Annotated in this window: 25 protein-coding genes and 6 pseudogenes; 26 read left to right on the top strand and 5 right to left on the bottom strand. The window is 42.4% G+C overall.

Annotated elements, in window-relative coordinates:
* Positions 1–567 precede the first annotated feature (567 nt).
* From PTE_RS14980 to PTE_RS14940, 13 genes and pseudogenes are all read left to right on the top strand, one after another.
* Positions 568–1,104, top strand: coding sequence for a hypothetical protein (locus PTE_RS14980; RefSeq protein WP_036847990.1), 537 nt, complete (start codon positions 568–570; stop codon positions 1,102–1,104).
* Positions 1,105–1,487: 383 nt separating this feature from the next.
* Positions 1,488–2,555, top strand: coding sequence for a tail fiber protein (locus PTE_RS14975; protein WP_036847988.1), 1,068 nt, complete (start codon positions 1,488–1,490; stop codon positions 2,553–2,555).
* Positions 2,555–3,181 (top strand): tail fiber assembly protein, encoded by a 627-nt coding sequence (locus tag PTE_RS14970; protein ID WP_036847986.1) that lies wholly within the window; start codon positions 2,555–2,557, stop codon positions 3,179–3,181. The genes PTE_RS14975 and PTE_RS14970 overlap by 1 nt, the downstream gene beginning before the upstream one ends.
* A 50-nt stretch (positions 3,182–3,231) precedes the next feature.
* A pseudogene (locus PTE_RS27035) lies at positions 3,232–3,351 on the top strand (hypothetical protein); the annotation flags it as partial.
* A 312-nt stretch (positions 3,352–3,663) separates the two neighbouring features.
* The gene (locus tag PTE_RS25475; protein WP_131601513.1) at positions 3,664–3,867 is read left to right on the top strand and encodes a hypothetical protein; all 204 of its coding nucleotides are present in this window, start codon (positions 3,664–3,666) and stop codon (positions 3,865–3,867) included.
* Positions 3,868–3,966: 99 nt separating this feature from the next.
* Positions 3,967–4,365 (top strand): phage virion morphogenesis protein, encoded by a 399-nt coding sequence (locus PTE_RS14965; RefSeq protein ID WP_198539149.1) that lies wholly within the window; start codon positions 3,967–3,969, stop codon positions 4,363–4,365.
* On the top strand, positions 4,358–4,558 hold the full coding sequence (locus PTE_RS26590; protein ID WP_051477418.1) for a hypothetical protein: 201 nt from the start codon (positions 4,358–4,360) through the stop codon (positions 4,556–4,558). Before PTE_RS14965 ends, PTE_RS26590 begins: the two co-directional genes overlap by 8 nt.
* A 93-nt stretch (positions 4,559–4,651) precedes the next feature.
* On the top strand, positions 4,652–5,116 hold the full coding sequence (locus PTE_RS14955) for a phage neck terminator protein (RefSeq protein ID WP_036847983.1): 465 nt from the start codon (positions 4,652–4,654) through the stop codon (positions 5,114–5,116).
* 3 nt (positions 5,117–5,119) lie between these two features.
* A complete protein-coding gene (locus PTE_RS25805) occupies positions 5,120–5,269 on the top strand; it encodes a hypothetical protein (protein WP_157890148.1) in 150 nt (49 codons plus the stop codon).
* Positions 5,230–5,364: pseudogene (locus PTE_RS27320) on the top strand (hypothetical protein); the annotation flags it as partial. The gene PTE_RS25805 and the pseudogene PTE_RS27320, both read left to right, overlap by 40 nt.
* Positions 5,365–5,442: 78 nt before the next feature.
* Positions 5,443–5,754, top strand: coding sequence for a type II toxin-antitoxin system RelE/ParE family toxin (locus tag PTE_RS14950; RefSeq protein ID WP_036847981.1), 312 nt, complete (start codon positions 5,443–5,445; stop codon positions 5,752–5,754).
* 2 nt (positions 5,755–5,756) lie between these two features.
* Positions 5,757–6,047, top strand: coding sequence for a NadS family protein (gene nadS / locus PTE_RS14945; protein WP_036777552.1), 291 nt, complete (start codon positions 5,757–5,759; stop codon positions 6,045–6,047).
* Between the two features lie 107 nt (positions 6,048–6,154).
* On the top strand, positions 6,155–6,442 hold the full coding sequence (locus PTE_RS14940) for a phage baseplate protein (RefSeq protein WP_036847978.1): 288 nt from the start codon (positions 6,155–6,157) through the stop codon (positions 6,440–6,442).
* Positions 6,443–6,525: 83 nt separating this feature from the next.
* Here the strand turns inward: PTE_RS14940 and PTE_RS14935 are convergent, their stop codons facing one another.
* Complete coding sequence (locus PTE_RS14935; protein WP_157890147.1) at positions 6,526–8,436, bottom strand: DUF4158 domain-containing protein; 1,911 nt, start codon at positions 8,434–8,436, stop codon at positions 6,526–6,528.
* Positions 8,437–8,457: 21 nt separating this feature from the next.
* Here PTE_RS14935 and PTE_RS26030 point away from each other — a divergent pair, with 21 nt between their 5' ends.
* Genes PTE_RS26030 through PTE_RS14925 form a run of 3 tightly spaced genes read left to right on the top strand, consistent with a single transcriptional unit; the run spans position 8,458 to position 9,234 of the window.
* The gene (locus PTE_RS26030; protein WP_209435500.1) at positions 8,458–8,649 is read left to right on the top strand and encodes a hypothetical protein; all 192 of its coding nucleotides are present in this window, start codon (positions 8,458–8,460) and stop codon (positions 8,647–8,649) included.
* 4 nt (positions 8,650–8,653) lie between these two features.
* Positions 8,654–8,857 carry a type II toxin-antitoxin system VapB family antitoxin gene (locus tag PTE_RS14930; protein ID WP_036847976.1) on the top strand — a complete coding sequence of 68 codons (204 nt, stop codon included), beginning with the start codon at positions 8,654–8,656 and terminating at the stop codon, positions 8,855–8,857.
* Complete coding sequence (locus PTE_RS14925; RefSeq protein WP_036847974.1) at positions 8,857–9,234, top strand: type II toxin-antitoxin system VapC family toxin; 378 nt, start codon at positions 8,857–8,859, stop codon at positions 9,232–9,234. Before PTE_RS14930 ends, PTE_RS14925 begins: the two co-directional genes overlap by 1 nt.
* 433 nt (positions 9,235–9,667) lie before the next feature.
* Here the strand turns inward: PTE_RS14925 and PTE_RS26585 are convergent.
* Together PTE_RS26585 and dinQ are read right to left on the bottom strand one after the other, a co-directional pair.
* A pseudogene (locus tag PTE_RS26585) lies at positions 9,668–9,826 on the bottom strand (SprT-like domain-containing protein); the annotation flags it as partial.
* Positions 9,827–9,962: 136 nt separating this feature from the next.
* Entirely contained in the window at positions 9,963–10,046 is an 84-nt protein-coding gene (gene dinQ / locus PTE_RS27315; protein WP_394347014.1) for a damage-inducible type I toxin DinQ, read from the bottom strand.
* 693 nt (positions 10,047–10,739) lie between these two features.
* On the opposite strand from dinQ, the pseudogene PTE_RS26580 reads away from it, so the two are divergent.
* From PTE_RS26580 to PTE_RS14895, 7 genes and pseudogenes are all read left to right on the top strand, one after another.
* Positions 10,740–10,826: pseudogene (locus PTE_RS26580) on the top strand (recombinase family protein); the annotation flags it as partial.
* 26 nt (positions 10,827–10,852) lie between these two features.
* Positions 10,853–10,975: a hypothetical protein gene (locus PTE_RS26865; protein WP_274534091.1), complete on the top strand. Its 123-nt coding sequence runs from the start codon at positions 10,853–10,855 to the stop codon at positions 10,973–10,975.
* Positions 10,976–11,286: 311 nt separating this feature from the next.
* Positions 11,287–12,681 (top strand): group II intron reverse transcriptase/maturase, encoded by a 1,395-nt coding sequence (gene ltrA, locus PTE_RS14910; protein WP_051477417.1) that lies wholly within the window; start codon positions 11,287–11,289, stop codon positions 12,679–12,681.
* A 169-nt stretch (positions 12,682–12,850) separates the two neighbouring features.
* Positions 12,851–13,177 (top strand): annotated as a pseudogene (locus PTE_RS14905) (Tn3 family transposase); the annotation flags it as partial.
* A 12-nt stretch (positions 13,178–13,189) separates the two neighbouring features.
* Positions 13,190–13,483 (top strand): DUF6392 family protein, encoded by a 294-nt coding sequence (locus PTE_RS26575; RefSeq protein WP_241826075.1) that lies wholly within the window; start codon positions 13,190–13,192, stop codon positions 13,481–13,483.
* A gap of 131 nt (positions 13,484–13,614) precedes the next feature.
* Positions 13,615–14,082 (top strand): annotated as a pseudogene (locus tag PTE_RS14900) (DUF6392 family protein).
* Between the two features lie 190 nt (positions 14,083–14,272).
* Positions 14,273–15,850, top strand: a complete 1,578-nt coding sequence (locus tag PTE_RS14895; protein ID WP_036847966.1) for a phage tail protein — start codon at positions 14,273–14,275, stop codon at positions 15,848–15,850.
* Between the two features lie 325 nt (positions 15,851–16,175).
* Here PTE_RS14895 and PTE_RS14890 read toward each other — a convergent pair whose 3' ends face one another.
* Both PTE_RS14890 and PTE_RS14885 read right to left on the bottom strand, forming a co-directional pair.
* Positions 16,176–16,871: a helix-turn-helix transcriptional regulator gene (locus tag PTE_RS14890; RefSeq protein ID WP_036847963.1), complete on the bottom strand. Its 696-nt coding sequence runs from the start codon at positions 16,869–16,871 to the stop codon at positions 16,176–16,178.
* A gap of 132 nt (positions 16,872–17,003) precedes the next feature.
* The gene (locus PTE_RS14885) at positions 17,004–17,672 is read right to left on the bottom strand and encodes a LuxR C-terminal-related transcriptional regulator (protein ID WP_036847960.1); all 669 of its coding nucleotides are present in this window, start codon (positions 17,670–17,672) and stop codon (positions 17,004–17,006) included.
* A gap of 744 nt (positions 17,673–18,416) precedes the next feature.
* Between PTE_RS14885 and PTE_RS14880 the strand changes: the two genes are divergently transcribed.
* The 3 genes from PTE_RS14880 to PTE_RS14870 all read left to right on the top strand — a co-directional run bounded on the left by PTE_RS14880 (position 18,417) and on the right by PTE_RS14870 (position 21,536).
* Positions 18,417–18,668: an acyl carrier protein gene (locus PTE_RS14880; RefSeq protein WP_036847957.1), complete on the top strand. Its 252-nt coding sequence runs from the start codon at positions 18,417–18,419 to the stop codon at positions 18,666–18,668.
* A complete protein-coding gene (locus PTE_RS14875) occupies positions 18,661–19,824 on the top strand; it encodes an acyl-CoA dehydrogenase family protein (RefSeq protein ID WP_036847955.1) in 1,164 nt (387 codons plus the stop codon). The genes PTE_RS14880 and PTE_RS14875 overlap by 8 nt, the downstream gene beginning before the upstream one ends.
* 143 nt (positions 19,825–19,967) lie before the next feature.
* Positions 19,968–21,536 carry an amino acid adenylation domain-containing protein gene (locus PTE_RS14870; protein WP_036847953.1) on the top strand — a complete coding sequence of 523 codons (1,569 nt, stop codon included), beginning with the start codon at positions 19,968–19,970 and terminating at the stop codon, positions 21,534–21,536.

Here is a 21,536-nt window from a genome sequence, read left to right as displayed (position 1 = left end):
GTGTGGTGTTTTTTTATGGAAATTTTGTCGGTATGATAGGATTTGAACCTATGATCCGACACTCCATGACAATATTTCGATACGGAATATAAGAACCTCTCAGATATAATTATTCAATCAAAGCTTAATGATGGTGCTCTCTATCTTGTATCAGCATTGCGTTGGTAATCTGAAAATATAGTCATCATAAGCTATTCTATTGATTTATTAGTATTTAGGGTGAAATAGACTCGGAGATTATCTCTAAAATTGAGAGCAAGATCACAGCATATACACAGTCTTAGTAAAATACTTACTCATTGAATTTGTTACACTGTACCCTGTTTCATGAAAAATCAAGGGGGGTAATATATGAGATTTGGAAAGAATTTGGTATTTATCTTATCTTTATCAGGTTTATTATACTCTTTTTCCGCAAACGCTGATATTTCGGAATATACAGAGAGAACTGAATGCCATGATAGTCATGATTCTTTTACCATCAAGAAACTTGACCATTCTCGCGATATATATGATTTGGTTTGTTATCAATTGAAAGATATAACTTCTTAGGCTGCCGATGATGGAATGAAAATTACAACATACGTTATCCCGAATACTGCAGAATCAGTTGCTATAATTACATTGGAAGAAGATAAACCAAAAAATAATGAGCCTAAAAGTAGCATTAGAGCAATTTATGCTGACGAGGATGGAGCTATCATTAAAAAAAATATTATCACACAGCGTTACACGAAAGACCCCAAAATGACTTTATTTAATATGAAAATTGTAGATTACGAACACTATAATAAAATTGTCTATTTTGAAGTTCCTGCTTGGAATGAAAATAATGCTATATATGCTTTTTCTATCCCACCTGATAACAATTACGAGAATGTGAGTGAAAAATATATTACAGATGGAAGCTTGACGTTTATAACTATGACTCATTTTTTATACAATAGTAACCGCGACGGTGAGATAATTGTTAAAAGAGGGGTTATCAAAGAGGATGGAGAACTTTTCTACGGTGAGTATCGGGTTTCGTCAAAAGGTAAAACTATTTGTGAATTGAATACAGATGTAGAAGACTGGAAAGTTTATATGCCATGTAAGAGTTAGTGTCTAGCGGTATAAAAATGATTGATACAGCCTCAATATGGAGCTTTCTGATTACCCTAATAATTTACTTTTTTGGATCTGAAACATGAATAACTTGAGTAGGAGCATAATTAAGCAGCGGGAGTTTCAGGAAAGGATGGAAGGAATAAAAGAAAAATAGTTTTCAGATGTTAAATATAAATTTTGTTTGGATATGTTTTCGATTCCAGAATATTGAACTGCTTATTGCTGCAAATTATACAAAAACAGTTAACCTTATAAATAATAAGTATGCCTAATTATTTTTTTCTGAACTAGAATTTGATTGATGAGAATTACAGGGGGATTATTTTTGCAATAATTCAATATATTGATTATAACATCATTTAATTTAAGGAAAGTATATGAGTTACAAGAATGATTTTAAGGCTTTTTCTATTGATAATAATGCTAATGTGGTGAGTCAGGGAATATATGAGGAAGAACAAAGTTTAAAAACTGGGTTTCCCCCAGATAATGTTCCCACTCATGTGTTAAATAAGACACTACGTCAATCATCAATCATATCATCTGTCTTGGCTGATTTCATCTCGACACAATCTGGCGAGGATGTTCTCGATGATGGGGATATAGCTAAACTCACCGCACAATTAAATAGAGCTTTAGAACAAAAAACCACAACAAAAGTTCCAGATGCCTCGTTAACCCAAAAAGGTGTTGTTCAGCTTACCAATGTGATTGGTAATAGCGACACATTGGCGGTTACACAAAAGATTGTTCAGGAAATAATAAATTCATTGCGTGAAGATATTAATAATAGAGTATTTAATAGCCGGAAGGTGAATGGGAAAGCGTTAAGTACAGATATTAGTCTGAATGCAGTGGATATAGGGGCATTGCCTTCCAATGGCACTGCTATAGCAGCTAACAAATTGGTTACAGCCAGAACGATTGCTGGAGTTGCCTTTGATGGTACGGCAAATATTAATATCCCTGCGGGTAATGTAGGTGCATATACCAAGGCAGAAGTTAATAATTTGATTAATACAGTCAATAATATTCCTGTAGGTGTTCCTGTTCCCTGGCCAACTGCCATACCGCCAACTGGATGGCTGCAATGTAACGGTGCGGCCTTTAATAAGTCGAAATTTCCGAAATTAGTGGCAGCATACCCATCAGGCGTATTACCTGATTTGCGCGGTGAGTTTATCCGTGGTTGGGATAGTAGTCGTGGAGCTGATAGTGGGAGAGTATTATTGTCTTGGCAAGAAGGTTCTGCATTAGCGCAATATGTCGAGTACTACACAGGTGGTTTAGGGCACGACATATTATATGGAGACGGCATTGTATATAACGGTCCAAAGACTCGCAGATACAATTCATCAATATTGGGAATCATTGGTCATGGAACCAATTACTTGCGGCTCAGACCTCGCAACATCGCATTTAACTACATAGTGAGAGCGGCATAATGACAGAACAAAAATACTTTTTAGAACATGAAACAGCCGTATTGGGTAAAGATGGTTTATCTACTCAAGCGGGCTGGATAAAGGTTTACCACACTAATCAGGCAACAAGGGAATTCACAGTTTCAGATATCGAATATGTCATGTTGGGTGTCAGTCTATCAGCCGGTGCTTATCCCGATGCGCCTGAGCTGCTGAAGTCTGATGATTTGGCCGTTTGTCGCAGTGAAGACGGTAAGTGTTGGGAAACTGTCCCTGACTATCGCGGAAAAACTGCTTACAACACTCAAACGGGAGCACAACAAGAAGTGACTGAACTGGGTGAATTACCCGATATACTGACATTCAAAAAGCCCGACACGGATTATGACAAGTGGAACGGTAAAGAGTGGGTAGTTGATAAAGACCTTCTGAAGTCTCATCAGATTGATGAAGCCAAGCAGAAGCAAGCAGCACTGTTACAACAAGCAAATGAAACACTCTCATTGCTACAAGATTCTGTTGACTTAGAAGTCGCTACCGACTCAGAGAAAGCCGCATTACTCGAATGGAAGAAGTACAGAGTATTACTCACTCGTGTAGATACTTCACAGGCTCCTGATGTTGAGTGGCCGGAGGTGCCGAAGTAAAGGAAAGGGGCCAGCAATGGCCCTTATTGCTCTTTTCATGAAATGGCCATAGCCGGAAACAGTTATCACTGATTTACAATACGTCACTGTCTACTGTTTATAAGTATTTGCCGGTAAATAAAACGAAACACACTCTCATATTAATTAGATTATTTTATGTTTTTAGGTAAGAAAGGCTAGCTTGTCAGTGTCTATCAATGCCAGATATGGAGTTGGGGTTTTTCCCCCAAGCAAATCCTAGGCATAAAAAAATCAACCATAACTGGTTGGTTTTTCTAGGGAAATTTGGTCGGAATGATAGGATTTGAACCTACGACCCCCGACACCCCATGACGACAGTATTATTTGGCTCAAAGCCTTATGTGGTGCGGATTTGGAGGGTTTTGACTGTACAAGTAAGGCTATGTTCGCAGTCTCCGTTGGCAGGAAAACCGTACACTGTATATACTACTGTATAAGCGTGTTTCTGCACGGAGGTTGTCGTGAAAAAGCAAGACCTTATACAGCTCAAAAATACCCTCTCATCCCTTTCCGTTAATACAAGGCTGGACCTCATCTCCTGGCTGGATAACAGCCTTCAGATGGATGCTGCCTCAGTGATTAACTCCTGCCTGCCTGAGTTATGTTGCCCTCACTGTCACAGTGAGAAGGCGATACGCTGGGGACACGATTCAGACATACAATGATACCGTTGCAAAGACTGCGGAAAGACCTTTAACAGCCTCACTGGGAGTCCGCTGGCCCGACTCCATCACCATGAAAAATGGTTCGATTATCTGCGGTGTATGCAGGACGGGCTGACATTACGTGAATCAGTAAAACGTACAGGAATCGATCTGACAACAGCGTTCAGATGGCGTCATCGCTTTCTGGCGTCAGCCGCTGCGAATAATATCAATATTCCTGAGCGTTCATTTTTGCGTTCTACGTTTAATGAAAACAAAGGCAAGTATGCCAATAAATTAGCGAAAAGTATCAAGTCTGAGTTGAAAAATAACGGTGATCCGCAGCAAGCGCTAGAAAAGCTAGGGGAGATAGTCGCCAGAGATGTCAAAAGGAAAATTCAGGCAGGTATTGATCCCCCATTAAGCCAGGCAACTATCAAGAGGAAGAAATCAAGTAAGCCACTCATTGAGACCGGCCAATTGCTCCAATCTATTACTTATGAGGTACGAGGTGATTGATGATTTTGTTGATGAAATTTTCGATGATGATTTTTTCCGGCAAGAGCTGGAGTTTAAGACATCGGACGGTCAAAGCCGGGTGCTTGTTTGTATCGTTCAGCCAGCCGGAGCGGAAGATCTTCAAATTTTGCCAGAAGGGGATAGGTATAACCCAACAGTCAAAGTGATGACTCAGGAAGAAGTAAAAAAATAAGGACTTGTTCTTCTGGAATGGCTATCGATGGCGCATCATCAGTAATGCACAATGGAATGACTATGGGATACTACGACTCTCTCGCAACTCGATATGAAGGCAGTCAGACAGACGATAGCGACGGTTTTGAAATTACCTGAAACTCAGGTGCTTGATGCTGACGGTGAAACTGATCTATCTGATATTGCATCGTTTATTACTGTGAATCGGGTAACATCGGAATTAATGGGCGAAGAATATAAATTCAACGCTAAGAAAGAAGTCGAAATTATCACTCTCACGCGCGAGACACTTATCTCTGTCAATGCCTTTGGCAAAAACTCATATCTGATAATCGAAAAACTGGCTAGCGTTCTGAGCACCAGTTACGCGCAATCCCTGCTAACACGTATCGGTGCAGGGCTGGTCAGAAAGTCCCAAATCCGTAACCTGCCGACTGCTATTGCTGGTGGTAAGGAGCAACGGGCACAAATTGATTTAACTCTCTCTCATATTCATCGTATTGAAACGCCGTTGTATCAGGCGAAAACGGTTGATATTACTGTACATAAGGATTAGCAAATGAGCTTATCTATTAATCAGGTAGTCAATGCTCAGATCATGCCGCAGGCTGTGGCTGCGCAGCGTCGTGATTTGAGTATGATAACGGCAATACTGTTTTACTACAGAAGCCAGACACGTTTAATCAGCATTTTAATACTTATCCAATGATTTTATCTATCAACTCATTGCTGATGAAGACTGCTGGAAGTACTAACCCCCAAGCCAAGGATGGCAAATTTAAAATATACCCACATGATATATAATGCTTTATATGCGCCATTGACTTATGCCGCCAAAGCGTATATTATCACCTAAAATATACACCAGTGGCGCACTGAGACATGATATTTATTGAGACCCATATTTTCACTGAAGATTGTAAAGAGTTGTTAAGTGACGATGAATATCGTGAGTTTCAGCAATATCTTGCAGACAACCCTATTGCTGGTGATGTTATCCAACACACCAGTGGCTTACGTAAAGTCAGGTGGGCATCTAGGGGTAAAGGCAAGCGTGGCGGTGTGCGCATTATTTATTACTATAAAGTAGATGTCTCACATATCAGGCTGTTGTTGATTTACAAAAAAGGTATCAAGGACGACCTGAGTGAATCAGAAAAGAAAGTCCTGAGAGCGCTAAATGAGGGGTGGTAACAATGGATAGTAAATTATTTTCCAGGCTAACTGAAAGCATGACACAGATGAACGAAATTATTAATGGCGAACGTGCTGCCTCTCGTGAAACTCACGTTGAAGCAGTAAAAGTAAAGAATATTCGTCAGGCAACCGGTTTAAGTCAGACCGGTTTTGCTAAGTTAATTTCTGTTAATGTTGGAACCCTGCGGAACTGGGAACAGGGACGGCGTGAACCGACCGGACCTGCAAAAGCCTTGTTGAAAGCAATAGAGAAAGACCCGGTTCATGTTTTAAAGGCGTTATCTATGTAAGTAAAACGCATAAAAATTCCTAAGCCTCGTTTCTGCGAGGCTTTTCTTTTACTTAAAACCTTCTTATGCCGCTTAACTGCGGTTTTTTTTCGTTGTAGAGAAAAGTTATGGACATAATCAGCGATTTCTTAACTGCCAGAGCCTCTATTATCACTCGTTCAATCGGTGAGTTTCAGTTAGATGCCGTAACTGTTGAAAGCCACTCATCTATGCTCAGATTGACAGAAAACCCGATTGAATCGGGTGCAGCAATAGCAGATTACGCCATTCTGGAACCTAAAGAGATTACAGTAATTGGGATTATGGTTGGTTATGGAAAGCATAAAAATCTGTGGGGCAATTATGTGAGAGCAAGAAGCGGTAGTCTTGCAAATCACGTTCTGATGAAGTGCTGACCGGATAACCAATAGCTCTACTCGCTCAGATTCCCTGATAAGTATGACTTTATATCCAACTAAATAAAGTGCCCCACACTTTTTTATGCTCTCAAACCAGTACCATAGGCAAATACTGTTAAAATTTTACGTCGATCTTCGTCTTGTAACTTTCCTTGATGCCCACTCAACGGGCCAAAATGTTTACCCCACCCAATCCATTGCATGGTATCGGTCAGTACATCCAGAAGTGAAAGGCCCAAGTTATCGAGCTTACGTCGCAATGCGTCGTCGAACTGCTTAAATCCAGGCGGTTTTTCTTTTTTATCTTGGCGACTCAACTTTGGTCTGCCATCAATGATCTTGAAATAAGGATTATCCAAGTAGGATTTGTCCGTTTGCTGCGCTACCCCTGTCAACATGGCGCGAATATGCTTGATAAATTCAACACTCTCGACCGGCAAGCCCACTTTTTCGCCGTAGTCGGAGCGTGTATGTTCACATTCGCTCATGGGCACCAGTTCGTCCCTGTAGTCTGAATAGTCATCGCTACCCATCGCACAGAGGTCGCCGGACTTCAATTCCCGAACCATTTGCAAACATACACATGCTTCGAATTGGCGGTGGTTGATTCGGGTTAGAGCAATATCGCGCTTGGCTTCTCCTGTGACCAGTTTCCACCATTTTTCAGGGATCCAGACTAGATCGTCTGAAGTTAATATTGTTTCGCCTTTGCCCTTGAGTGTCATCCACTCGCCTTGTCGTTGACTGTTTTCCAGCATAAAATCTAGCGATCGCTCAAAACTAACATCCTGACTGGTAGATTTGAGCGTTAACTTCCTCAAAATCCGCAGCATCTCTGATCGTCGTGGTTTGAAGAATTTCAAAATAAAACGACACTCGTTTTTACCACCATATTCTACATGCAAGCGAGAGAACTCGCATAAATCTGGGCGTGCCGTGACAGTTTGGCGTACTCCCTTTAACTGTTCGTCTGCTGACTGACTCGATTTTAAGAGTGCCTCCAGCGCCGCGAAACGGCGCAAGATTTCATCTGTTTTTTCTTGATTGTCTGACAGATATTTTTCCAGAGCTTCTTCTGCGCTCCGTAAAGTTCGGCCCATCTGCTTGCAAAAGATGTTACAGAGATCATCGGTCACAATTGCCAAGCGTTGTCGAATCAAGGCTAAAGTAACTGAGTAGCGTTTGGGCGCGGCCATATCGACCATGCTGGCGGCATCAAGGCTGTTACCTTCGAGTGCCCATTGTTTAATTTTGACGACGGGTAGGGGTTTTAGCAAATGAGTATGATAGGCCAACTCGGTTAGTTGGTCATAACGCTCAAGTAAAATACGCATGCCATTTACTGTCGGCTTGGCAGTATCCTGCTTAACATCGTTCCAAGGACTTACGCGTCGGGGATCGTCACCAACGATAAATAGCTTGTCGAGAAATAGTCGACCTGTATCGCCAAGCGCATCATGAATAGACATATGTAGCGCCAGATTAGCGGCAACACGTTCAGCACGTGCTCCGCGTACCAAGGTGTCAAACGCCGGTAATTCGTAACGATGGCGTACCAACGTTTCAATGCCGATATTGATAATGTCGATGACATCTTCCCTGATCAATGCCGCTTCAGCAAAAGTTTGCCGCATCAAAACTTTACCATCATCTCCGAATGGCTTGACCTCAAGAAATTGTCGCACCACCGATAAGTGCTTACGTCTGGCTTGCGAAACGTCATACTGCTGTAAATTTTCTCGATCATGGGTTTCGCCGATACTGATGGCAACATGTTCGACAATGGCATTGGGTACTTGCTCTGAAGTGACGAAATAGCCCAACCGTTGGTAGGTTTTTAACAGCAAAGCAAATCCTAAGCGCGTGGTACTTGAACGAGTTGTACTGTCGCAACAGCCTCGTTCAGCATCAGTCACCGTGTAAAAATGCTCCAATTCTGTTTGGGCCAATCGGCTTTTGAATCGGGGATAAGCTGTATCATTTGGTTGCAATTTGGAAAACCAAAACGGAATATGGCACAAGAAAAACGACCGTTTATCTTGTATTCAAGAAAACGCCCAAATAAAGTAAAAAAATCACAAGAAAACTCATTGAGAAAATCAACGCAAGGTTACACCCTATCATTATTCTTTTCTTACTCTACAGATTGCTTTGATTTCGGTTTTGATGCAAGATATCATCAAAATATGAATCACATGAGGTAATGCTATGCGAACTACGGTCACGATTGATGATGTGTTGTATGCACAGGCGCTGGAAATGGCCGAGCCTGGCATGGATAAGGCTGATATCTTCCGGGAAGCGATAAAAACGTTCGTTCGGGTTCAGGCAGCAAAAAGACTGGCCTCGCTCGGCGGTTCATCGCCTGAAATGCAGATGATCCCCCGCCGCCATGAGGAGCCATCCGCATAATGACTATTCTGGTTGATACGTCCGTCTGGATTGACCATTTCAAAAACAGGAATGACGGGTTGATCCAGCTGTTGAGTCGGGATCTGATCCTGACTCATCCGATGATACTGGCAGAGATAGCCTGCGGTACCCCTCCGGCACCAAGACTGCGAACGCTTGGAGATCTGGGGCTGTTACCACAGAGTCATCAGGCCACTATCATCGAGGTGATGGCATTCATTGAAAACGAAAAGCTGTACGGCCTCGGATGTGGTCTGGTTGATATTACATTGCTGGCATCGACCCTGATAACACCGGGGGCAAGACTTTGGACACTGGATAAGCGACTTGAGAAGCTGGCTAAACGTCTTAATGTGAGTTATCAGCCGATTCATTGACAGAATTTAAACTGCTCTGTAAGCCACCAGAAAACCGGCCGGTTTTCTGGTGGCTTACTCATTCTCAGGGAAGGTGCGCGGAAGAATCAGTAATGTGGTTTCATTCTCACGCAATGTGGTTTGAAAAGGGGCATTTATTGCGCGTCACTACAACTATCGGAAAAAATGTCCAATCCCGGAATATGGTGATCGGATTTATTATGATCGGACACCTTCGGGCTTTACGTCATAATAAGCTACCACTACCTGATACTGCTGACGGTGTTGAAATGGCCGTATGTTTTTCAGGCGATGGAGATTAAAAAATTGGGTGACTTACCCCGCGAACTTTTACAGATTTCACGTAGCGACGCCAGTTTTTTAGCCTTTTCAGGTGGTCTATCGCTAGGTGCTGCTCGCGCTATGCGCGATTATGGGGGGTCTACTCAACCCAAACCCCTATTTCCTCCATCTTTGTTCCCCACACGCGATCATGATAACCACCCCTGCATTTTTTGGCCGGGGTGTAGTGTTGCCAAACATGCACCATCTCATGAACCAGCGTGGATAACGTATCAGCAAGAGAACGGCCACCGAAATAATCCGGGTTCACAACATATTTTATATAATATTATATAGCATTGTGCGCTACGTTTGATTTGAGAAGAGGGAAGGGCAGAAAAGGGAGCGGAAATTTATTAAAGAGAGCGGGGGGTTAGCCCGCCCTCTTAGTTACGTTTTCACCGGCATCAATCGATAAACTGGCGAATCAGTTCCAGCAGCGCGACAAGCGCCTTTAGAACGATGAGAACTTTATCTAAAAAAGCTTTCACCCGTTTCTCCCGTATGGGAGTGAGGCCACCGTTGCTTACTCTTACACTACCTGTCACAACGGCTTGCTCTCGGTTTGTTAGCTGAGTGCTGTCTCACTCCGATCAGAGCACCAGAACCAGCACCACCTGTGATCCGGCCAGGACTTGAAATGTTCATCCCGCGCTGCGGAAAAGTAGAGTGAGACAGACAACCAAACTAACCCGTTGATTATACCTGCTATATGGCGGTTTGAACATACCGCCATTCTGGCGTATACTGTCTTTGTTAGCTGAGTGCTGTCTCATCCGGTCAGAGCTACCAACTCAGTACCGGAACGTAAAGAACCCGATCACCAGTCGGGTTTTTTTACATCCTTAGATGGGGTCCCAGTGGAGGAACCCACGAAAATGACGAGTGCCCATAACGAAGAAAATCCATAACGTAATCAACATTATGATTTTATTATACTTATTAAGTATATGTCATCGTTGTACCAATTTTAACAATCGAACATATTTCAGAGAGCAGCCACATTCTGAAAGTGCAAAAAGTATGCTTTCTTCACCCGTGTGATTTTGATGAGAACAGCGCGATAAACGGTTTTTTTAAGTGCAAAAATCGTTGCCATAATCATGGTGCATTTATTATGCAATCTGTATGGTTTTTGCGCTTCCCGCGGACAACTCGTCATTTTCGTGGGTTCCTCCACTGGACCCCTAAGTGCAATTGCCAGGGAATTCAGAACCACACGGCAAACAATTCTGAGAGTTAAAGCAAAACAGCAAATACCTACTGTTTAAAAAACGGTCTTAACGTGGGATATTTTGTGCGCCGTGCAAAGGCACGGTCTTCCAGCGGGTGCGAATCCCGCCCGGCAACTTTCGTTCCAGCCGGAAGTAATCAGAGCAGTCGTGGCGGTAACAAAGCGGCTGAAGCCTCTGGTGTATAGGATCATTTTAGTGATTCAGCGAGTATGCAGGCCGTAACGTGAGTGAACGCTGAGCAGGCCTCGAAAAACGCAATGTGGAGGCTGACCCACCAAATTATTGGGGAAAGCTGCCAGTTACAGGGGAAGTGAACGAAAAGCGCACCCTGCAACCTCCACCGGGGTAGTAGCGACAGCATGTATACAAGAGGAAGACCGGGGCAACACGGGAAGTCCTGCGTGTGGTGAACGCTAACACCAACCGGAAGCCGGTGACGGCCAGACCGGGCACGACAGGATGACGGAGAGGCTCGTAGTACCGGGGAAGCCGGGTAATGCCGGTGGAGGAAAGGAGCCTTGGTTCAGAAACAACGCCGAAAGTGATGAGGAACTGGAGATTGGGAAACCTAAGAACTCCGAAATACGTTCAGGAATTACAGACGACGTTACATGCGAAAGCGAAGGAAAGATCCGAGCTTCGATTCCATGCGTTGTACGACAAAATATACCACCGCAGTGTGCTGACTCATGCGTACCAGTGCTGTCGCCGGAATAAAGGTGCAGCGGGGACGGATGGGCAAACCTTCGATGATATTGAGTCATATGGTGTGGAGCAATGGCTCGGAGAACTGGCGCAACAGCTTCGGGAAGGCACATATGTTCCGAAGCCGGTCAGGCGGGTACATATCCCTAAGCCAAACGGGAAAACCCGACCGCTGGGCATCGCGTGTCTGAGGGACAGAGTTTGCCAGATAGCAGCAATGTTGGTGCTCGAACCTATATTCGAAGCCGATCTTCCCCCAGAACAGCATGCCTACCGGCGAAACCAAAATGCAAAAAGCGCGGTACAGGAAGTACACAGTCTACTGACCAGCGGATATAGAGATATTGTAGATGCGGATCTGTCAGGCTACTTCGACACCATACCCCATCCTGAATTGATGAAGTCAGTTGCACGCCGGATCGTGGACGGTAACGTTCTGCGCTTGATTAAGCAGTGGCTGGCAGCACCAGTAGAAGAAAAGATGCGGGACGGGAAAGTACTGCGAACAACCGCAAACCGGGATAACCAGTGCGGAATACCACAGGGTTCTCCAATATCCCCACTCTTATCTAATCTGTACATGAGACGTTTCATTATGGGCTGGAAAAGTCTGAGGATCGAACAGCGCCTGGGTGCGCGTATTGTTAACTATGCTGACGATCTGGTGATCTGCTGTAAAGGCAGTAACGCCAGCCATGCAATGGCAGCAATGCGCGGACTGATGGCAAAGCTGAAGCTAACGGTAAATGAAGAAAAGACCCGCTTATGTCGAATGCCGGAAGGTGAATTTGACTTTCTGGGATACACGTTTAAGCGCTTATATTCAGCCCGGACGAGGAAACCGTATAGAGGAACTCGCCCCTCGAAGAAAAGCATTAAGCGAATGATTGAGTCCGTGAGGCTCCAGACCAGCAGGAACATGGAGTGGATGGATGCCGGTGAGATGGTCATGCGGTTGAACCAGAAACTGGGTGGCTGGACTAACTACTTCAGGTTAGGCCCTGTCACGCAGTCGTACCGGTTTATAGATCGCTACACCACAACCCGGCTGCGTCGGTGGCTCTGCAAGAAACATAAGCAACGAAGCAAAGGGTTAAAGCGATACCCTGATGAATACTTCTACAATCAGTTAGGACTCATCCAGTTGCCGAAACTCCCGCAGAGGCTTCCGTGGGCGAAGGCATGATTCTGTCCGAGAGCCGGATGCGTTAGAAGCGCACGTCCGGTTCGATGAGCGGGGTGTGGAAACGGGATTTATGGTCAGAACAGTAAGGCGCCGTCAATCGAAAGAGGCGGAAACAGATATGCCTGACCTACAGAAATTACCGCGCCACATCTCGACTCTACCCGTTTTCCAAGCGGACCCCAATAAAGGCGAATACCGACATAAGTTGCCTCGATGGATTTTTTTTGCAAACCAGGGCGAATTCACGACTGGTGATTACGAAGAGATCATGAATAAGGCCAGCGTCCTGAGTCTGGTATCCAATGCAATCCTGTACTGGAACACATCAAGAATAAGCAACATTGTTAAAGGGTTACGTGAAAATGGTGAAGTTATAGATGATGATGTATTAGCCCATATATCTTTACTACCCTATAAACACGTATTACCCCATGGCACTTATTTTGTTGATGGGGAACCTTACGGTACAGAGCCTACCGACAGGGCAAAACCGTAAGTTTCTGTTCAAATGTCCCCGCTGGTCCACGAAGTCACTTTAAGGTTGCTTAGAGACGACAAAAATTCTTTTATATTTCCAAATAAATTGCCATCACCATTGAAGCATTCTATGCATAGGGAATGGGTTAAGGAAAATTTAGGCGTTCCGATTAAGTCAATACCACCAAGGCAAATTTTAAAACGGCAGTTTGGTTGGAAAGACTTATATTGTTTCACAGACGAAATTAGTATGCAGATTTCTTATAATTTACGTGAACAGGTTAGCTCAGTGACTTTTTTGCCCACATCAGAAGTGCGTTGGTAGTTATATAGAAAGGAGGGAGTTTTCTTTAAAAGCTTTTTTCCAGTTTTCTACTTTCATTGGATAGTGGCTAGCAAACCACTATCCATGTTTAGCATGTTTTTTCACTGTATGGCATATCTTGAGTATGAATAATGATAGTTAATGTAGAAGCACTAATAAATAGTTTGGGGAAGTCCTATCAAGAAATTTTTGATGAAAGGTTGATTCCTTATAAGAGCAAACCAAGTGGTTTTTCCGGTGATATGGTTATATGTCTGGATATGGCTAAAGAAGGCGTTTTCCTGTCTTTTTATAGGGAAGAAAAGCGTTTGAAAGAAATTATACTGATCCTGCTCGATGAGAAGAAATCTTTATATAAGTTTCCTAATGAATTGCCTTCACCATTAATTCCATTGATGTTCCGGCAATGAGTTCATGAGCAATTTGGCAAACCAGAAAAGTTTCTTCCACCAAGGAAAAGACTAAAAAGAGATATTGGTTGGACTGAGCTATATACACTATTGGGTTTTCGTATTCCAGTTAGCATGAAGTTTGATTACGATTTGTTGGAGCGTGTGAAATCAATTACCTTTTTACCTACATCGGAAGTGCGTTGGTAGTTGAATAATAAATTGTTAGGTTATTTATTTGTGCTGATTATATAAAAATAGTTACTCTTCTAAGTCATAAGAGTATTTCATTATTATTGCCTAGGGCTAGACTGTGATTGACGTAAGTTTCGGGGGATTATTTTTACAATAATTCAATATATTGATTATAAAATAGTATTATTTAATTTGAGGAAAGTATATGAGTCTCAAGAATGATTTTAAAGCTTTTTCTATGAGTAATAATGCTAATGTAGTGAGTCAAGAAAGATATGAAGAAAGCCCGTTTTTAAAAACGGGTTTTCCACCAGAAAATATTACCACTCATTTGCTCAATAAGGTGTTACGTCAGTCGTCAACGATATCATCTGTACTGGCTAATTTTATTGCTACCCAGTGTGGCGATGATGTTCTGGATGATGGGGACGTAGCCAAGCTCATCACACAATTAAACCGAGCTTTAGAACAAAAAATCATAACAACAGTTCCAAATGCCTCATTAACCCAAAAAGGAATAGTTCAACTCACAGATAAAACAGGCGATAGTTATTCACTTGCAGCAACTCAGAAACTTGTTTCTGATATCAATAATAATGCTAATAATAGATTAGCAAAAAACCAAAATGGTGCAGATATTGCTGATAAAAATGCGTTTGTGAAAAATCTCGGTTTGTCAGAAACAGTCAATTTGGCTAAAGATGCAGTGCCGAACAGCAGGAAAATTAATGGGAAGTTGTTGAACGGAGATGTCGTTCTGAATGCCGGGGATATAAGAGCATTTAGGCTCGGATTGACAGGAAAATATTCTGTTGATAATCAAGTCCCTTGGAACGCAGATACAGGGTTATATGATTTGTTGAACCCTGGGGTAGATTCTGCACATGTTGCTCATTTCAATAATGGCGTTGGAAGCTGCCCAGCTTTTCAGCTGAAAGTGCAGTACAAAAATAGAGGGATTGCTTATCGTTCAGCCCGTGATGGTTATGGCTTTGAGGAGGGGTGGGTTGATATTTATACAACAAAAAATAAACCGACTGCGGCGGATATTGGTGTATATGCAAAATCCGAAGGATCTGAATTTATCCAGGCAAAGTATGTTACTCAAGCAAATATAAGTGATTTTACCGCCTGGATAAGATTATTGCCGCAGGGCGGTCATGCATTCAGATTTAGTGAAAATCATGGTGGTATTGGATATCCATGGTCAGGCGGCTATGTAACAAGAATGCATGATATATGGGCTGGATTTATCGCACATTATGACAATGCGGGTATCAGCTTTATCCACGGAAATGATGGGGGTGGAGATACAAAAGTTAGCCGACTTTGGACAGATAAAAATGCGCGTCCTGATGCTAATGGTAATCTTAGAGTATCCAGCCCGGTTGTAGATATTCATCCAGACGGAACTTATGAGCTAACTAGCGAAGCTGAAGGTGTTACTGTTAAACGCGTAGATACAGGAAAATATCGTATCAGTGGCTGCAATGGTTTTGCTAAAGATGGTGCGTGGGGAATTCGCCGAGGTACTATCGTTCCGGCAGACAGCAACGGGTTAAATCTTATTTGGGTTTATGAATCGGTGAACACATCCAGCGGTGATATAACAATTGAATGTTACCATCGTCAAAATGCAGAGGCTCCGAAATTTGCTCAAAATAAGCGTGTCAAAAGCGTAACGGCAATAGGGGAAGCAGTTTATTACAATGATGGTGACCCATGCGATATTCCAGACGGAAGAGTAATCAATGTTCGCGTGCAACTATCTGAAAAAGAATAATAAATAATGTAATCAGGGCTATGTAGCCCTGTATTACTACAACTCGTTATGAATAATGGTAACTGATGTTAAAGTGCTAATTATAATAGCTTGTTTATCACAGGGAGTTTGATACTAAAATCTGCGAAAAAATATACATTTGGATATTTAAATGTTAACTATTACGATGAATCTAATATACGCTTAGTAAAACACGATGGTTTATACATTATGAATGATATTTGTTGATGTGAAATTATTTTAGAAAATTTACATTCATCTCCTTAGCTAATTAGATTAATTAAATAAAGCAGAGAAAAAAATACATAATGATAAAATCGATTGTTTATAATAAAAAGTGACTTGTAGGTTGAAAATATCTTGATGGAATATATATATCATAGCCATTTTCTTTGCAAAATAATCTTAATTCAATTGATGATCCGATTGATAGTTTATCATAGATACTTTCAAAATATTTTTCCACGGTATGGCATGAGATTCTCATTTCATCAGCAATACATTTATTGCTGATGCCGCGACAGAATAAAAATATTATTATCCATTCTTTCTGCGTTAATATATTGTTAGGTGGTCTAAATCTAATGGATATAGATGTATTATTCATTATGTAATGAGATACTGCGAAATGATCTATTTCTTTGGCGTGAGAAATGATGCCAATACATTGATTATTTTCATCCATTAATGGATATTTATTACAAAAATAGGATTTAGGCTGTTGACCATTGCCTTGAGGGTAAGTGCCTATAGATGATATTCGTTGCATACATTCTAAGACCTTGCGGTCATGTTCTTCAAAAAGGTCAGCAAAATGATTGAATGGTGTAGGTAATTCTTTATCAGTATATCCAATAATATTAAAGTTTTTAGGTAACTTATTGGCTTTAATAGAAGCTGTATTTGCATAAATAAAATGGAATTCCTTATCTTTTACGAACCATGATTCTGTGCTTCTATCCCATGTATTTGTTAACTGGGTGGTAATGAAAGGAACTTTTTTACATCCAAATTTTTTCATAAATAACCTTTAAAAAATTATTGAATATAATTATGATATTTGCAAATAAAAATATATTTCAGAAAAATTGGCTATTTTTTCCATTAATTATGGACAAGGGCAGCATATAGAAACCGGTAGTAAATACGTAATTTAAGATAATAAAAATCTTTCCGGTATATAGTGATTAAAGTTATTAACCTGACAATATTCTTCCAGTTGTTGACTGGAGTGAATACCTATTTTTTTATATATCCGGGTCATATAAGATTCAACAGTACGGTAGGCAATATTCAATATCCGTCCAATTTGTCTTCTGGTATTTCTTTGTAGAAAGAGGAAAATGATATCCCATTCACGTTGAGTAAAAAGATCAATTGGTGGTTGGAGCATAATGGAGGCGGGGAGTTTATTATGATATTGATGCAGATGAGTTAATGAATAACTTTGGGCTTCCCAACCATGATATATAACGCCTATGCAACTTTCATCTTCATGATAAAAAGGAAATTTTTCGAAAAAGTAAGAGGACAGAACTTTTTCTCTGCCAAACATATGTGTTTCAACTGAGCATATTCTTTGCTGTTTTTCTATCACTTTTTTATCATTTTTAATAAATTCTTCTGCAAATTTAGCACTATCCCAAGGAAGTTCATTCTCATAAAACCCCTCAAATTCAAATGAATTTGAAAAATTCTGAAGAGATTTTAATGCCGGATTGCCGTAAATAAAGCATGAATTTTTATCTTTGATTCCCCAAGGTTCATTACTTGCTGCGAGTGTGTTGATAATTTGAGGTGATATTGTGATGTGATGAGTCATATCATAATTCCTTTTTCCACAGTTTTCGGACATCAATCTTGGTATGTTTGAGTTGTGTTAGTCAGTTTAATACTTTATTACCAGCAAAGACAAATTTTTTGAGAAAATAATAATTATGGCTATCTTTGTTACGAGAATTGTTTAATTATATATGCCATTGTAGATTGGATTTATATTAAAATTAGTTTCTGAGTGATATTTTTTTGGTCTTTTTTTATATTCCATATAGTAAATCCTCGGTTATTACTTAAGTCATTATCTAAATGATTTATTTAATACATAAACTTTAAATGAAAATCAATATAACTATCATCATCAACCCTTTACAACCGTTCACTGCCGCACAGGTAGTCATTTTACGTCCAATACATAGGATCGAGTCAGTACCCTCAGATAAACAGCGTAGGGAAACTAGCGAGCCGGAGATGTTTACCGAATTTACGTATATTGACAAATGTTACATAAAGCGCTTACATTGATTACATAAATATAACAATAGTTTCACAGGTTAACTAAAACGCTTACGTTTAAGTCAGATTATCCTGAGAAAGGTTAATCTCGTGGTTAACTGTTTTTCCATGCCATGCAGCATGGATGTTTATTTTGCACTGGTTTGTGGCGGAGCCAAATCGACTTGGCGTCTCAAGATGGATCCTGAAAAAGGAAATTTTTTCATAAACGGTTTCCAGGCTGGTTTTGTAAAGAAAAGATCAATGAAATTAAGCTCACAGAGGAAAGTAAGTAATGGACGTATCCGCGCGTAACAAGTTAGTGTCTGAATACCTGTGCAAACTTGCTGGTAAGCAGGATTTAGACGATTCAGTCAACATCTTCGAAACCGGCTTGGTTAACTCCCTGGCCGCTATTCAGTTAATCTCCTTTCTTGAAAAAAACTTTAAAATTAAGGTTGAAATCGATGACCTTGATAATGCCAATTTTTCCAGCATTCAGGCGGTCTGCAACTTCTTAGACAGAAAGGTGGCAGTAAATGCTTAATCGCTTTTTGTCACCTTCGCAAAATGCATGGTTACAGGCATTTGAGCAATTTTCAGTTACTGAAGTCGCTCCTTATGCCGATGAATGGGATTTGGAGGAAGCGACGCCAGTAACTGTTGTGCAAAAACTTGCGCATAACGGTTGGCTGGGTGGTTTAGCGAAAACTGAGAGCGGCGGTCTGGGGTTTGACGTCACGACTTTTGGATTGCTGAACATGGCCATCGGTGCTGGGAGTGGCTCGCTCACCGGTTTGCTGAATGTTCACTCAATGGTGCTGAAAACCATTGAGGATTGGGGTTCTCAAGATCAGAAACAGCGCTTTCTGGTGCCGCTGGTGAAGGGCGAAATCATTGGCGCATTTGCACAAACTGAAGTTTCCGCTGGTGGAGACTCTAAAAATCTGTCGACAAAGTTTGAAGAAGACGGGAATTATCTGAGCGTTAATGGGCAAAAAACCTGGATTACTTTCGCCCAGATCGCGGATCTGTTTCTGGTATTCGGTAAATATCAGGGGTTGGATACCGCGGTGTTGGTCCCCAAAAATACCCCAGGATTAAAAGTGACCGCCAAGAAAAATATGCTGGGCTTCAAGAGCGCATATCTGGCTGTGTTGGATTTCACCGATTGCCGGGTTCCTAAGACGAATATCGTAGGAAAGCCTGGATTTGGACAAAATCTTATCTCTAACAACGCGTTGGACTATGGCCGCATCAGCGTGGCCTGGGCGGCACTGGGAATACAACAGGCGGCATTGGCAGCATCCGCACGCAGGGCCAACTCCCGCGCCACCTTTGGTTCGTTACTTGCGGACCAAGGCATCATTCGCGGTTACCTGGCGGAAATGTCCGGTAGTCTGCTAGCCTCTCAACTCGTTTGTTTATCAGCGACAAAAGCGAAAGAAGCAAGGGAGGAAGAGGCTCTTGAGCAGATTCTTCAAGCCAAGCTTTTCGCCTCGCAGGAAGCCGGCGTTGCCGCAGCGAAAGCCGTGCAGATTCACGGTGGTCACGGTTGCGATGAGAGCAATGGCGTCAGCCGGCTCTATCGGGATGCGAAAATATTGCAAGTTGTCGAAGGTAGCAATGAGCTGCAAAAAATGTTGATCGGCAAGGAGGTATGTAATCGGTACAACTGCAACCTTGCACAGACTATCTCATAAACCGCGCCTTAAATTTATGCACCCTGAAAAGACAGACTACTTAGTCTGGCTGACGGGTTTCTATTTCCTGGCGTTCGTCTGTAACGCCGGATTGTAATGAAGTTTGGGAGCAACAAAGCCAGCAATCAGAGGACTTAGGCATCATGGAAACTGGTCAACTTATTACTGATTATTTCGAAAACACGGCGAGAGATAACCAGAACCCGGCGATACGGTGGGGAAAAGGCAACTCTTTATCCTGGAGCGAGTTATACGAAAGAGCGCAACGGCTGGCGCATTATCTGGTTAATGATCGCGGCGTATGCCAGGGCGATTGCGTCGCCATTGGTCTTGAGCGTAGCCCGGAATTTCTGGTGGCGGCATATGCGGTACTGCTTGCTGGCGGCGTTTATTTTCCTGTTGATGTAAAAACCCCTGTTGCCCGGTTGGCATCCATGCTTGCGACGGCTCGATGTCGTATCGCTTTTTGCAATGTGGCGCAGGAGAGTCTGTTTATTGAGGCTAATTCCGAATTGGAGTTGATCAGGCGTGAACTTCTGACAGAAATATCCACTTTTCATCGTTTAGAAAGCGCGGGCAAAAAAGTACCTCAACTGCGGGCCACCGATCCCGCCTACTTAATCTTTACTTCCGGTACGACTGGCACGCCAAAAGGCGTTCTGGTAAATCATAGCGCTTTCATAAACCGGCTGGAGTGGCATCAGGCTCATAGTGAAATGACGGATTCGGACATTATCCTACAGAGAACTGCGCTGACTTTTGACGTCTCTTTATGGGAGCTATTTTTACCCGCCTTGAACGGTGCGAGCAATTATCTGCTGCAACCGGGATTGGAGTCATTTCCCAGAGGCATAGTGGCTGCGCTGGAAAACGAGAATATTACCGTTGTCCACTTTGTTCCCAGTTTGTTGAAACCGGTTCTGCTAGAGCTTCAGGAAGGCAATGTGGATACCTTGCCGTTGCCGGCGCTGCGCAGGGTATATGTGAGCGGGGAGTCGCTGTCTGCCTCTCTGGTTGATCAATTTCAGAAAGTGTTTGCTTCGCGCTGCCTGTTGACTAATTTATACGGCCCCACGGAAGCGGCCATTGATGTCAGTTTTTATGATTGTGTGGAAACCTTGTCGGGCGTTATCCCCATTGGGCAGGCTCTCACCGGGTGTCAGTTGTACGTACTGAACCCGGATAATCTGGCGTTAAAAGCAGACTCAGAAGAAGGTGAGATAGCCATTGGCGGGATATGTCTGGCCGAAGGTTACTACAACCGGCAGGATTTAACTGATAAAGCATTTATCTTCCATCCGGAACTTCAACAACGGATATACCTGACCGGTGATCTTGGATGGTATGAGGAAGGAAGCGGCTTTTTCTGCCAGGGCCGGAAGGATACGCAAGTTAAGCTACGCGGACTGCGCATTGAGCTGGGGGAGATAGAGCATCACCTGCTCAATCATCCTGCTATTACCGAGGCCGTCGTCTGTATGGTTGAGGACGAAGAGCAGGAACAATGGCTTGTCGCGGCGATCGCGGTAGGGGAAGAGGAGTTTGACTCGCAGGATATTCGTCAATTTCTTTCTGCGCAAGTGCCGGCCTACATGTTGCCCACCCGTTATTGGCAGACCCTAAGTTTGCCGAGGTCCAGCTCAGGGAAACTTGATAGAAAAGCGATTGCTAGGAATATACGGGATCTGTTTTTCACCAAAGTGGTAGCTTAA

Source organism: Photorhabdus khanii NC19 (assembly GCF_000517265.1).
Taxonomy (GTDB): Bacteria; Pseudomonadota; Gammaproteobacteria; order Enterobacterales; family Enterobacteriaceae; genus Photorhabdus; species Photorhabdus khanii.
Note: the sequence above shows the minus strand (reverse complement) of the source record. Positions and strands in the feature narration are given on the sequence as shown.